8 protein-coding genes and 1 rRNA gene are annotated in these 13851 nt (G+C 61.6%); 2 read left to right on the top strand and 7 right to left on the bottom strand.

Features of this window, described 5'->3' with window-relative positions; translation table 11 throughout:
• Positions 1-67: 67 nt before the first annotated feature.
• From nudC to ACRAUW_RS01745, 4 genes are all read right to left on the bottom strand, one after another.
• On the bottom strand, positions 68-847 hold the full coding sequence (gene nudC, locus ACRAUW_RS01730) for an NAD(+) diphosphatase (protein WP_431360921.1): 780 nt from the start codon (positions 845-847) through the stop codon (positions 68-70).
• 247 nt (positions 848-1094) lie between these two features.
• A complete protein-coding gene (putA, locus tag ACRAUW_RS01735) occupies positions 1095-4259 on the bottom strand; it encodes a bifunctional proline dehydrogenase/L-glutamate gamma-semialdehyde dehydrogenase PutA (protein ID WP_431360922.1) in 3165 nt (1054 codons plus the stop codon).
• A 345-nt stretch (positions 4260-4604) separates the two neighbouring features.
• The gene (locus tag ACRAUW_RS01740; RefSeq protein WP_431360923.1) at positions 4605-5210 is read right to left on the bottom strand and encodes a TIGR04211 family SH3 domain-containing protein; all 606 of its coding nucleotides are present in this window, start codon (positions 5208-5210) and stop codon (positions 4605-4607) included.
• Positions 5211-5362: 152 nt separating this feature from the next.
• On the bottom strand, positions 5363-6112 hold the full coding sequence (locus ACRAUW_RS01745) for a potassium channel family protein (protein WP_431360924.1): 750 nt from the start codon (positions 6110-6112) through the stop codon (positions 5363-5365).
• A 101-nt stretch (positions 6113-6213) separates the two neighbouring features.
• Here ACRAUW_RS01745 and ACRAUW_RS01750 point away from each other — a divergent pair, with 101 nt between their 5' ends.
• Both ACRAUW_RS01750 and glnE read left to right on the top strand, forming a co-directional pair.
• On the top strand, positions 6214-7464 hold the full coding sequence (locus ACRAUW_RS01750) for a methyl-accepting chemotaxis protein (RefSeq protein ID WP_431360925.1): 1251 nt from the start codon (positions 6214-6216) through the stop codon (positions 7462-7464).
• Between the two features lie 176 nt (positions 7465-7640).
• Positions 7641-10514, top strand: coding sequence for a bifunctional [glutamate--ammonia ligase]-adenylyl-L-tyrosine phosphorylase/[glutamate--ammonia-ligase] adenylyltransferase (gene glnE / locus ACRAUW_RS01755; protein WP_431360926.1), 2874 nt, complete (start codon positions 7641-7643; stop codon positions 10512-10514).
• Between the two features lie 176 nt (positions 10515-10690).
• On the opposite strand, the gene ACRAUW_RS01760 is transcribed toward glnE, so the two are convergent.
• The 3 genes from ACRAUW_RS01760 to rrf all read right to left on the bottom strand — a co-directional run bounded on the left by ACRAUW_RS01760 (position 10691) and on the right by rrf (position 13780).
• Positions 10691-12850 carry an AsmA family protein gene (locus ACRAUW_RS01760; protein ID WP_431360927.1) on the bottom strand — a complete coding sequence of 720 codons (2160 nt, stop codon included), beginning with the start codon at positions 12848-12850 and terminating at the stop codon, positions 10691-10693.
• Between the two features lie 132 nt (positions 12851-12982).
• A complete protein-coding gene (locus tag ACRAUW_RS01765) occupies positions 12983-13489 on the bottom strand; it encodes an NUDIX domain-containing protein (RefSeq protein WP_431360928.1) in 507 nt (168 codons plus the stop codon).
• A gap of 176 nt (positions 13490-13665) precedes the next feature.
• Positions 13666-13780: ribosomal RNA gene (rrf, locus tag ACRAUW_RS01770) — 5S ribosomal RNA — on the bottom strand.
• Positions 13781-13851 lie beyond the last annotated feature (71 nt).

Here is a 13851-nt window from a genome sequence, read left to right on the forward strand (position 1 = left end):
GGGCGCAAACCAGAGCGCCCCGTTTTTAAAAAGAAGTGCAAAAAGGTTGGCGAAAAGATAAGCGCCGTTACCCCTCGCCAGCCAGTGACAACTCGATCAAGCGCCGGGCAATGGTGCCGTGGGGTGGCAAGCGCGGCAGCCGGTCGGCGGCAAAGAACGCGGCGGCCACCAGTTCGTCATCCTGCACCTTGATCTCGCCGCTCTCGTAGTCGGCGGTAAAGCCCATCATCAGGCTGTGGGGGAAGGGCCAGGGCTGGCTCGCCACATAGCGTACATTGCGCACCCGGATGCCGCTCTCCTCGAACACCTCCCGCGCCACGCACTGCTCGAGGTTCTCTCCCGCCTCCACAAAGCCGGCCAGCACGGTATACATGGGATCGTCCGCCTGATAGTGACGGCGATGGGCTGCCAAGAGGATCTCCGGCCCCTTGCGCACCGCCACTATGATGCAGGGGGAAATGCGTGGATAGACGCTGTGCCCCTGCTGGCACACCTGCGCCCACTCCCCCGCCTTCGGGGTCATGGGGGCGCCGCACTCGCCGCAGAAACGGTGGGTACGGCGGAAGGTGGCGAGCTGCCAGGCACGGCCCGCGAGGCGAAAGCCCTCTTCATCCCCCGCCACCATCAACTGGCGCAAGGGGATCATAAGATACGTATCGGCCTCCTCACCCAGATCCAGCAGATAGCAGGGCAGCCCCTGCCACTCGTCAAAACGCTCGAAAGGGGCGTCAGCCAGCTCAGCCGGCAGACACGCTTTACTGCCCTGTGGCACCTCTCCCTGCTGATCGAGCTGTACCAGATGATCGCCCCCCAGCACGAACCAGCGGGCTTGTTCGGTTAATGACATCAGATAAACACTCTCACTTAAGTCCAATTACACAAAGTCCAGTTAAACAGAACCCAAGCCACGGCTGGCCGAGCAAGGGGTAAACGCCGCGCGAATGGCTCCCATCTTACGACCAGCGCGGGTCGCTGACGACCCCGCCGTGGCCGATTGTCCCATTCGTAAAAAACGGATGGCGCAAATTAAAGGGGCCGCCCGAAGGCGGCCCGCTGTGATTCGGCATCCCGTATCCGGCCTCTATCGACGCGGATCAGGCATCGCCCATCGCCAGCAAGGAGGCGTTGCCGCCCACCGCAGTGGTGTTGATGGTGCGGGTCTTCTCGGTGACAAACCGCCCGAGATAGTGAGGGCCACCCGCCTTGGGGCCGGTGCCGGAGAGCCCCTGCCCGCCGAATGGCTGCACCCCGACCATTGCGCCGATCTGGTTGCGGTTGATGTAGACGTTACCCACGTTGATACGGCTTGCCAGCTCTTCTGCATGGGATTCGTTACGGCTGTGGATCCCGAGCGTCAGGCCGTAGCCGGTGCCATTGATGTCGCTGATCACCTTGTCCAGATCCCGGGTGGCGTAGCGCACCACGTGGAGGATAGGGCCGAACTGCTCCTTCACCAGCTCGCGGATGGAGCCAATTTCCAGCGCGGTCGGCTGGACAAAGTGCCCTTCCATGGTCGCGGCAGGCATCGGCGCCTGCGCAATCAGGCGAGCGCGGAGCACCATGTAGGCGAGGTGAGCATCGAGACCGGCCTTGGCATCGGCGTCGATCACCGGGCCGACATCGGTGTTGTGCTCGGCCGGGTTGCCCACTTTGAGCTCCTGCATGGCACCGGTGAGGATCTCCAGCACCCGCTCGGCTATCTCCTCCTGCAGGTAGAGCACCCGCAGGGCCGAGCAACGCTGACCGGCGCTCTGGAAGGCGGCGCTCACCACATCGCGCACCACCTGCTCCGGCAGGGCGGTGGAGTCGACGATCATGGCGTTCTGGCCGCCGGTCTCGGCGATGAGTGGCAGGATGGCGCCATCGCGCTGGGCCAGGGTCATGTTGATCAGCTTGGCGGTCTCGGTGGAGCCGGTGAAACATACGCCGCCAATGCGCGGATCGGCTGTCAACTTGGCACCCACGGTGGCGCCGTCACCGGGCAGCAATTGCAGTACGTCGCCCGGAATACCGGCCTGATGGGCCAGAGTCACCGCTAGATGGGCGATAAGGCCGGTCTGCTCCGCCGGTTTGGCGATAACTGTGTTGCCGGTGGCCAGCGCAGCAGCAATTTGGCCGAGGAAGATCGCCAGCGGGAAGTTCCACGGGCTGATGCAGACAAAGACACCGCGCCCCTGCAGGAACAGCTCGTTCTGCTCGCCGGTGTAACCGGGCAGCAGGGTCGCCTGCCCCATCAGGCTGCGCGCCTGCACCGCGTAGTAGCGGCAGAAATCGACCGCCTCACGCACCTCGTCGATGCCATCTTGCAGCAGCTTGCCCGCCTCGCGGGTACAGAGGGAGACAAACTGCTCGCGGTTCGCTTCCAGCAGATCCGCCAGCTTCTCCAGCGCGGCGGCCCGCTCGCTCACCGGGGTTTCGCGCCAACGCGGGAAGGCTGCGTGGGCCGATGCCAAGGCCTGCTCCACTGCCTGCTCGTCGGCCCAGTGGATCTTGCCGACGGTGAGGCTCACATCCTGCGGGCTCAGCACGGTGCGCGCCTCACTGCGCTTGAGGGTCTCGCCATCGACGATGGGGCCCGCCAGCCACTGCTTGCTCTCCAGCTCTTTCAAGCGGGCGAAGAAGGGGCGCTGGATGGAGAGGATGTTCATATTGACGCCGCTGGAGTTCTTGCGGTCGGTGAACAGGTTCACCGGCTGCGGAATGCGGTCGTTGGCAAAGCCGGAGTAGCGCTTGAGGGTGCGCAGCGGATGCTCGGCCAGCGAGTCCACCGGGGTGTTGGGGTCCACCAGCTTGTGAACGAAGGAGGTGTTGGCCCCGTTCTCCAGCAGGCGGCGCACCAGATAGGGCAGCAAGTCCTTGTGGGCGCCGACCGGCGCGTAGATGCGGCAGTGCAGACCGGGATTGTCACTCAGCACGGCGTTGTGCAGCTCCTCGCCCATGCCGTGCAGACGCTGGAATTCAAACTGGCGATCACCGGCCATCTCCAGAATGCTGACCACGGTATTGGCATTGTGGGTGGCAAACTGGGGAGCGATAAAGCCGCGAGTCGGCTCGCTCAGCAGGTAGCGGGCACAGGCGAGGTAGGAGATATCGGTGCCCGCCTTGCGGGTAAAGAGCGGATAGCCGGGCAGGCCCGCCTGCTGGGCATATTTCAGTTCGCTGTCCCAGTAGGCGCCTTTTACCAGTCGCACCGGAATGAGGTCCCCCTGCTCGCGGGCCAGCGCGGTGAGCCAGCAGAGTACCGGCAGCGCGCGCTTGGAGTAGGCCTGCACCACCATGCCGAGCTTGCCCCAGCCACGGTTGGCGTCGGAGCGGTAGAGCTGCTCGAACAGATCCAGCGACAGCTCGAGTCTGTCCATCTCCTCGGCATCGATGCTGATGGCCACATCCTTGTCGCGGGCCAGCCGTACCAGTCCCACCAGCCGCTCGCACATCTCGCCGAGCACCCGTTCGCGGTTGGCCACGTCATAGCGCGGATGGAGTGCCGAGAGCTTGATGGAGATGGAGGGGGCCGGGCCGCCGTCGCTGATCCGCTCGTTGCCGACCGCCTCGATGGCGTTGCGGTAATCGGTCAGATACTTGTCGGCATCCTGCATGGTCAGCGCCGATTCGCCCAGCATGTCGTAGGTGTGGGTGTAGCCCAGCTCGCGAGATTTGCGGCTCGCCTTGAGCGCCTCTTTCATGTCGCGCCCCAGCACGAACTGCTTGCCCATGATCTTCATGGCGGCGTACATGGCGGAGCGCACCACCGGCTCCCCCAGCTTGTTGACCATGCGCCCCAGCAGGTTGGCCGGGTTGCCGTCGAGCTTTTTGTCGAGCTTGATGATCTTGCCGGTCAGCATCAGCCCCCAGGTGGAGGCGTTGACCAGGGTGGAATCGCTCTTGCGGAAATGGGATGACCAGTTGGCGCCGGAGAGCTTGTCCTTGATCAGGGCGTCGGCGGTCTCGGCATCGGGAATGCGCAGCAGCGCCTCGGCCAGACACATCAGGATGATCCCCTCCTGGGTATCCAGGCTGTACTCCTGCAGGAAGGCGTCGATACCGTCACCGGAGCCGCTCTCCTTGCGCACCTTGGTCACCAGGGTACGGGCACGCTGGGTCACCTGCTCCAGCGAGGCGCCATCCCCCGGTAGCATGGCCAACAGTTCGGCCAGATAGGCATTTTCATCCACCACGTAGTTCTGGGTGATGGCTTCGCGCAGGGCGGCCAGATCAGAGGGGATATAGTCAGCGGCAAGCACTTGAGTAGCTTTGAACATAGGGGCCTTCCTGTACGCCCGAGGGCTGATATCGACAAAGGCGGACGCGCCGCCGAAACGCCGATAATGTATACAATATTGCGCCTTGTATGAAATAAATTTGTTGCCACTCTTTAACAAGGATCGCGAATTTACCCAAAAAAGGCTTGTTTTAAGCCTCTCCTCCAGCAAGCATCAGGTCATCTGGTTTTATTTTGTATACGATCTTGTATCGCTGGCCCTGTCGCAAACTATCATGCATCCCTCTCATTCCGGATGTCGCCCAAGCAGCCCCGCACCATGCGCCCCCAATAAAGCAGGGTCGCCATGGCGACCCTGCTTATCCCTCCATACAACCAGATGTTGTCAGTTCATCCAGCGATCGCCACGGTTGCGACGACGGGGCAGCATCGGCAGCAGGATGCCGAGCAGGAGCCCTGCGCCGACCATGGCACCACCACGGATAAACCAGTCCATCTGCATGTCGTGCTCCTGGTTGTCGTAGCTCTGGGTCAGGGCGTCGTTCTGCTCCTTGAGGCTGATCATCTCCTCACCCTGTGAGGCCAGCTGGGCCTTGAGGGCGGCGATCTCCTTGCTCTGGGTCGCGATCTGACCATCCTTCTCGGTGAAGCGTCTCTCGTTGTCACCGTTGAGGTTCTGCAGGCGATCTTTAAGCTCATCGCGCTCTTTTTCCACTTGGGGCAGACGCTCGCGCAAGCTGATCTGGTTCTGCAGCTCGCTGTTCTTGATCCACCCCTCGCGACCACGACCGTCCACCACCTGGGTGTAACCGGCCTCGCTGTTCACCGCCTTCACCTCCAGCGGTTCACCAGCCTTGACGCTACCAAGGATCCGGAACTGGGTACCCGGGCCATTGTGGATATAGGTAAAAATGTTGTCTGAAACATAACGGGTATCGGCCAGTGCCTGTTGGGCACACAAGCAGATCAAAATCCCGAGAAGGGCGCGCATGGTCGATCGGTTCTCTTTTTCAGGTTTGGACAAGAGGTTGAATGTTAAGCCGCCAGCAGGTTAAAGGACAAGCAAAGAAAAAGCACCTCCCCCGCTCAGCCACAACCGATAGCTGGGAGCTGGCTCGCAACTTGCGCTCCGGTGCGACAACCTTACTTCTTCTTGAGCTCGCGCACTTCGTCTCGCAGTGCCCGCAACTCGCGCAACAGCTCCTCTTGCTGGCTGTTGTAGTGATGGCGCCACTTGTCAGTTTCGCTCTCTTTGCTTGGCTGCAAGAACACACTGGCCATAAAGCCGCTGGTGGCACCAAACAGGCCAACCCCGAACAGGATCAACAGGCTGGCGACAAAACGCCCTTCCTCGGTTTTGGGCACCAGATCGCCATAGCCCACGGTCGACAGGGTCACCAGCGTCCACCAGAAAGCGTCGTAAGGTGTCTGGATCTGGCTACCCGGTTCACCGGCTTCAATCCAGTACATCATCCCGGAGCCCAGGCCAAGCAACAGCACGAACAGAAACAGGATGCCCGAGAGGGTGGTCTCGTTGCGCTCACGACGGAACATGGCCCAGAGATCCGGGTGCTCCTTGAACAACTGATAGACCCGCCACAGCTGGAGCAGACGAGCCCAGCGCAGCTGCTCCACCATCGGCAGACTACCCGGCAGATAGATCCAGTTGGCCATGAAAAATGCCTTGCGATCGGGCGCCCGCAGCCAGCCATAGCCGAAGTGGGCGAGGAAGAAGTAACAGATCAGGCTGTCGATGTCATAGAAAAACTGCAGGGTCTGCGGCGTGAGGGTCTCCTGGCCCCACCAGCGGGCCGTCACCAGCAGGACCGAGACTATCGACAGAAATGCCATCAGCAGATCCATCGCCCGCAGATGAGTTAAGTGATGTCGCATACATTTTCCAACTTTAAGCACAGTGCAAATTAATAAAAGAGAAGATAATGCCGATAGTCCTGATGGCAAAGGAAAAAACGGCTTTTTAAAGGAGAATGACAATGCAGCTGAACCTGCTGGAGAAGCAGATGAGCAACATCCGGTTGGTACCCAAAGTGGTGCTGCTGATGGTGTTCAGTACCCTCCTGCTACTGACAAAACTCTGGTTTGACGCCAACAATCTGGAAGCCACCCTGCTCAGCGAAGGGCTCGAGCCCGCCAAGGCGGATGCGATCTCCAATCGCCTGCTGTGGAGCGGCCTGATGGAGACCACCATCATGGGGCTGCTGTTCGTGATCTTGCTGATGACCGGCTCTCGTCTGATGGTCAAACAGGTGCACTATCTAGTGGATCTGCTGGAGCGTTTCGCCAAGCGGGACCTCAGCCACAAGGTGCTGCTCAAGTCTCGGGACGAGTTCGGTGACATCGCCAAGGCGGTCTCCCACTCTCAGGAGAACCTCAAAGAGGTGTTTGGCAACCAGCGTGCCGCCTGCAAGGAACTCAACGACATCGCCTCCCAGGTGACCCTCTGCATGGAGGAAGCTAACGAGGCCATCGGCGAAGAGTTCGCCCAGATCGAACAGCTCGCCAGCGCCATGAGCCAGATGGTCGGCGCCATTCGTGAAGTGGCCGCTCATGCGGATCAGGCCTCTCACGCCACCGTCGAAACCAGCCAGCTGGCGGAGGAGGGGAGCCGCTGCGTCGCCGATACCGTCAGCACCATCGATACCCTCTCCGGCAACATCCAGCGCTCCGCCACCGTGGTCAATCAGGTGGAGCAGGGGGTCGAGCGCATTGGCTCTGTGGTCGACACCATTCGCGGTATCTCGGAGCAGACCAACCTGCTGGCACTGAACGCGGCCATCGAAGCGGCTCGCGCCGGTGAAGCAGGTCGTGGCTTTGCCGTGGTGGCCTCCGAAGTGCGCGAACTGGCCAACCGGGCTCAGGCTGCCACCGTCGAAATTCAGAAGATGATCGAGCAGCTGCAAGGCAATGCCCGTCAGGCTGGCGAGCTGATGGCCCAGAGCGTGCAGCAGGCCGACAAGGGGGTTGCCCAGGTGACCCAGGCGGGCGATCAGCTCGCCACCATAGTGGAGCGGGTACAGGGCGTGGCCGACATGAACCGCCACATCGCCGCCGCTTCCGATCAGCAGAGCTCGGTGGCCGAGGAGATGCGCGGCAATCTGGAGCAGGTCAAGCAGATCGCCGAAGGCTCCGTGGTGGTGCTGCGCGAGCTTCAAGAGGCCTCCGAGCTGGTCGAGCAGCACAGCAAGGATCTCGACAGCCAGATCCACTCCTTCAAGCTGGGGTAATGACCATGATAAGAGAGAAAGGCCCTGCGGGGCCTTTCTTCATATCCCCACAAGCAACCCATTTTCCTTTCTGGATCATGCTTCTCGCCCCTGCGCTGTGACGCGGGGGCCTGACAGTGCTAGATTGGCAGCCAGCTTTTTATCCGGCAGTTTTGTTAACCACAAGGACGGCAACCGTGGCCCAGCACTCTCCCTCTTTCTCCGCCTTCTCCCCCCTGCTGCAGGAGCTGGCCCAGCGCCAATGGCAGCGACTGGTCGAGCTAGCCCCCGACTATGGCTCGCTGCCCGAGCCCGTTCGCCAGACCCTGCTGACCCTGCTCGGCCTCTCCGATTTTGTCGCCGACTCTCTCTTCAAACAGCCGGAGTTGCTGACCAAACTGCTCGCCTCCGGGGATCTCGAACTGGTCGAACGCTGGCCCGCCTACCAGAGTGACCTCACAGCCCTGCTCGCCGAGGTAAGCGATGAAGAGGCCCTCAAGCGTATCCTGCGCCAGTTCCGCCGCAGCCGCATGCTGGTGATCGCCTGGCGCGAGCTGCTGGGCCACGCCGAAGTAGAAGAGAGCTTTATCCATCTCACCAAACTGGCGGATGCCCTCATCTGCTCTGCCCGCGACTGGCTCTACGCCAAACAGTGCGGCGAGCTGGGCACCCCCATGGATGGCAATGGCAATCCGCAGCCCCTGCTTATTCTCGGCATGGGCAAGCTGGGCGGTGGCGAGCTCAACTTCTCCTCAGATATCGACCTTATCTTCACCTTCCCCGAGAACGGCTACACGGTCGGCGGGCGGCGCGAGCTCGCCAACCAGCAGTTCTTTATCAAGCTGGGCCAGCGCATCATCAACGCCCTCCACCAGCCCACCCAGGATGGTCAGGTGTTCCGGGTCGATATGCGCTTACGCCCCTTTGGCGATGCGGGGCCGCTCGCCATCTCATTCGCCGCCATGGAGGATTACTACCAGCACCACGGCCGCAACTGGGAGCGCTACGCCATGGTCAAGGCGCGGGTGCTGGGCCCCCAATGCGAGCACGCGGTGGAGCTGGCCGAGATGCTGCGCCCCTTCGTGTTTCGCCGCTATATCGACTTTGGCGTTATCGACGGCCTGCGCCAGATGAAGGCGATGATCGCCGCCGAGGTGCGCCGCAAGGGGCTGGAGGGCAACATCAAGCTGGGGGCTGGCGGCATTCGCGAGGTGGAGTTCATCGCCCAGGCGCTGCAACTTATTCGCGGCGGGCGCGAGCCGGCGCTGCGGGTGCGCCACCTGCCCGAAGCGCTGGCCGCCATCGCCGGGTGCGGAGCCCTCGAATCCGCCCATTGCGATCGCCTGCTGGATGCCTATTGCTTCCTGCGCCGGGTCGAAAACATCTTGCAGGAGATCGGCGATCAGCAGACCCAGACCCTGCCCACCGAGGAGCGGGATCGCCAGCGGCTGATCGCTGCTCTGGGTTTTGCTGACTGGGGCGCCTTTATGGCTCATCTGGATGAGGAGATGGCCGCCGTCCATCAGGAGTTCGCCGCCGTGGTGGGGGAAGAGAAAGAGGCCCCCGCCCATCTGGAGCAGCTCTGGCTCGATCTCTGGCGCACCGAGCTCGACGCCGCCGAGCTGGAAAAACTGCTGACCGCGCAGGGGGTTGCCGAGCCCGCCCCGCTCTGCACCGCCCTGCTGCGTTTCAAGGAGGAGTACAAGCGCCGTCAGGTAGGCCCGCAGGGGCGCATCGCGCTGGACTGGCTGATGCCGGAGCTGCTGCGACTGGTGGTGGCTAGCGAGCAACCCGCCCGCCTGTTCGAGCGGGTGTGCGAACTGCTGGCCCGCATCTTCACCCGCAGCGCCTATCTGCAGCTGCTGGCGGAAAACCCGGGCGCCCTGCGCCAGCTGGTGCGGCTGTGCGACGCCAGCCATCTGGTGAGCGAGCAGCTGTCCCGCTACCCCATTTTGCTGGACGAGCTGCTCGATCCCCAGCACCTCTACCACCCCACCCCGCTCGATCAGTACAAGCCCCAGCTGCGCCAGTTCCTGCTGCGCATCCCCGAAGAGGACGTGGAGCAGCAGATGGAGGCGCTGCGTCAGTTCAAGCAGGTGCAGCTGCTGCGCATCGTGGCGGCCGACATTGCCGGCGCCCTGCCGCTGATGAAGGTGAGCGATCACCTCACCTGGCTGGCGGAGGCGATCACCGAAGAGGTGGTCAATCAGGCCTGGGCCCAGATGAGCGAGCGCTACGGGGTGCCACCCGAGGTGGCGGTGAACAGCCAGCGCGGCTTTGCGGTGGTGGCCTATGGCAAGCTGGGTGGCATCGAGCTAGGCTACGGCTCGGATCTCGATCTGGTGTTCCTGCACGGCGGCGACCCCAACAGCTACACAGATGGTCGCAAGCCCATCGACAGCCGCCAGTTCTACCTGCGTCTGGCACAGCGGATCCTGCACCTGTTCAGCACCCGCACCCCGTCCGGCATCCTCTACGAGATCGACATGCGGCTACGCCCCTCCGGCGACGCCGGCCTGCTGGTCTCGTCGCTGTCGGCCTACGAGCAGTACCAGCAAAACGAGGCGTGGACCTGGGAGCATCAGGCGCTGGTGCGGGCTCGCCCCATCTATGGCGATGACGCCATCGTTGCCGAGTTTGCCCGCATCCGCCGCGATGTGCTGGCCAAGGAGCGAGATCTGCCGACTCTGGCCCGCGAGGTGCGCGAGATGCGCCACAAGATGCGGGATCACCTGCTCAAGGCCGGTGCCGGCGAGTTCGACCTCAAGCAGTCCCCCGGCGGCATGGTGGATATCGAGTTTATCGCCCAGTATCTGGTGCTGGCCCACGCCTGCGGCGAGCCCGATGCCCTCACCCGCTGGTCCGATAACGTGCGCATCTTCGACGAGTGCGTGATGGCGGGGGTGCTGACCCTGGAGCAGGCGGAGGGGCTGAAGCAGGCCTATCTGGAGATCCGCAACCTCGGCCATCGCCTCAACCTTTCGGAGATCTCCCGCAAGGTGAGCGACGACCAGTTACTGACCGAACGAGGCCATGTGCTGGCGGTCTGGCACACGCTGCTGGGGGAGTAAATCCCGCTAGCGGCAATGTAAAAGGGCCCGCCTGAAGCAATTCAGGCGGGCCCTTCCCTATAGACTGCCAGGCCAATGCCTAGTCCGATACGACACGCACAGAACGGTCTCCTCAATAAGAAAGTGCCCGCTCGGCACGGGCTTTGCACGGCAATAAAGCGAAAGGCTGGGGGCTATTAAAACAACCCCTTGAGCAGCTGGTCAGCCACCCCTTTGACGGCTTCATTGTCGGCCTTGTCACCCAGCAGCTTCTTGAGGCCGCGTTCGGCCTCCTTGCGTGCCTTATCCTCCAGCAGCTTGTTGTTGCTGAGCAGTGCCTTCACATCAAGCTGGTAGCTGGGGGCTTGCCAGTGACCGCCGATCCGCACCGGAATGGTGATCTCTTTGAGCTCATCCACATCCTTGCCCCCCTGCCCCTTGCTGCTCTCGACGATGGAGGTGAGGAACAGGAAGTCGAGGCTCTCCGGCACCAGCGCCGTCTGCCCCTCCCCCTTGACCCGCAAGGCCGGGGCAAAGAGCTGGATGTCGTTGCTGCGGGCGACGCCAGCGGCAATCTGGAAGCTGGCGGTCAGGGCGCTGAAGTCGGTCTTGCGCGCCTCCTTCACCTGCTCGGCCCCCTTGCCGGTGAGGGTGGCCCGCGCCTCGCGGATCATCTCCGGCAGGTTGATGCCATGCAGGGCACCGTCGCTCAGTTTCAAGGTAACCTTGCCCTGCATCCCGTTGCGCAGTGCCAACTCAGAGAGACCACGCCCCTGCACCTGCACATCGAGATCGCCCTTGCCCTCCAGCAGATCGCTCTGGGCCAGAGTCTGCAGCAAGGGACGAATGTTCACCCCGGCCACCTGCTTGTGCACCTTGTAGGTGGCGGGCTGCTGGCGTGCGTCAAGTACCCCGTTCGCGTTTATCTGACCGCCTGCCACGGTCGCGCTGAACTGTTTGAGCGTCAGCAGTCCCTTGGCCAGAGCCACCTGCAGATCGACTGCGCCGAGATCCAGTCCTTTCAGACGCAGGCTGCCGAGTTGCAGTCGACCATCCAGATCCATCCCTTTGAGCGCCCCCAGATCCGGTTCGACCGTGGAGAGAGCTTCGCTCTTGCCGGTTGCCGCTTTATTGCCACTTGCAGCGGTGTTGGCAACACCGGTCGCCGGTTTATCCTCTTTCGCCTGCGCAGGTGTGGTCGGTACCGATTTGGCGAGCCATTTGTCGAGATCCAGCTTCTCACCCTTGAGATCGAAAGTGATTGCAGGAACAGCACCAAGCTGCACGGTTCCATCACCACTCAGCAGCGCCTCATCGGCACTCATCACCAGCTTGCTCAGGGTAATCAACTCCTTGTCGAGCTCGGCACGGGCAAACCCGGCCAGTTTCAGCTTCATCTGCGGGCGCGGCAGCGCATCACCTTCCAGCGCAGCCGTCAGCAGCACATCGGAGAGCTCGGCCAGCTTCATCTCTTTATCGAGCCGTCCCTTGAGTGTTCCTTCCAGCGAGCCAGCCAATGAAGCTTGCTGCCCCTCACCCTTGGTCCCCTTCAGCGCCAACGTGAGGTTGCTCCACTCACCAAGGGCCAGTCGGTCTCCCTTGATGGAGAAACTGTCGAGTCGCAGGGACGGGTCACTCAGGCTGCCACTGAGGCTCAAGTCTTTCAGTTCACTGGCCATCACCTCCTGCGCCAGCTTGATCTGGGTCTGCCCTTTAACATCGAAAGCGAGCTTGTCGGCACTCCCCTTGGCGGCCAGCGTCACGGGTACCCACTGACCAGTGGCCAGCTGCCCCATATCGAGATCGAGGCGATCCAGTCGCAGCGAGGTGCCGCTGCGATCATCCTGTACCAGCGCACTGGCCTGGGAGAGCGCGACACTCTGCAAGCTGATCTGCCAAGGCTTGCTATCAGCGGTTGGCGCAGGGGTTGCGGGGACGACCGGTTCGCTTGCATCAGCAGTAGCATCTTTGATCAGTCCGCTCAGATTGGAGCTGCCATCCGCCTTGGTCTGGATAAAGAGATGGGCGCCACTCAGGGTCACCTTGCCAATCTCCAGACGATGGGAGAGCAGCGGCAACAGGGCCACCGAGGCCTCGCCCTGTTCGAAACGAACCAGATCCGGCTCGGCAAAACCGGCCGGATTGCGCAGAGCCACCTTCTCCAGCGAGAGGCCGAGACTCGGCCAGAAACGCCAGTCAAGCTCCCCCGCCATCACCAGTTCACGCCCAGTGCTCTTGCGCACCTGTTCAGCCAGTTGGGGCTTGAATTGATTGGGGTCGATAAGGCTTATCAGCGTCACTATGGCCAGCAAGGCCGCCACGGCGATGCCGAGCAAGATGAGAACTATCTTCTTCACGATATGCTCCTTGAATCCGGATCCACTGCTGACTATACCACTCACCGTCTGACGAATGGCGTCTGCGGGACAAAAGCGGACAAGGATGAGACAGGGATGGTCGCTGCCAATCCCCATCGTCATCAACAGGGATCAGGCTTGCAAAGGGGATTGCTGCAACCGCGCCATCGCGGTGCGCGTCGACTCGAAAGCAAAGCGGGACAAGGGGATATCGCTGAGCTTCAGCCACTGACAGGCGGCCACATCATCAGCCGGCTGGATGACCGGTTTTTCACTCAGCACAATGGCAAAGAAGGTGTCACAGGTGTGATAGGTGATGCCATCGTAGGGATAGATATTGGGGAATGAACCGAGATAGGTAAAAGGTTGAGCGCTGACATCGAGTCCCAGCTCCTCCTGCAACTCGCGCACCAGAGCCGCCTCCAGTGACTCGCCGGGATCGACAAATCCTCCTGGCAGATCCAGCAACCCCTTGCCCGGATTGCCGGCCCTCACCGCAACCAGCACCTCATCCTGCCAGCAAAGCGCCACCATCACCGCCGTCGCCACATTCTGGAAAAAATGAAAACCGCAGCCACAGCGAAACTCTTTGGGGCTGACGCTCTGCAGGGTTTGACCGCCGCATTTTGGACAAAACATGGGCTATCTCCGACGAAATGAGGCACCATTTTACGCCGTTGTGGCCATTTTTTATGATTAGAAACGACGGGAAGATAGGCTGTTTAGGGGAATAAAGCAGGTCAATTATCAGATAACTTTCTAATTTTCAGGCAATAAAAAACCCCGCTCATTGAGCGGGGTTTCTTGTATTGGGTGCCTGGCAGTGTCCTACTCTCGCATGGCGAATGCCACACTACCATCGGCGCTACCGCGTTTCACTTCTGAGTTCGGCATGGGATCAGGTGGTTCCACGGCGCTATGGCCGCCAGGCAAATTCTTCAATCTGAGAAAGCTGACGTGAGTAGTGATGTTGCGCTTGGCTTGTCACTATCACTGAATTT

Origin of the sequence: Aeromonas sp., from assembly GCF_050633025.1 — a bacterium.
GTDB lineage: Bacteria > Pseudomonadota > Gammaproteobacteria > Enterobacterales > Aeromonadaceae > Aeromonas.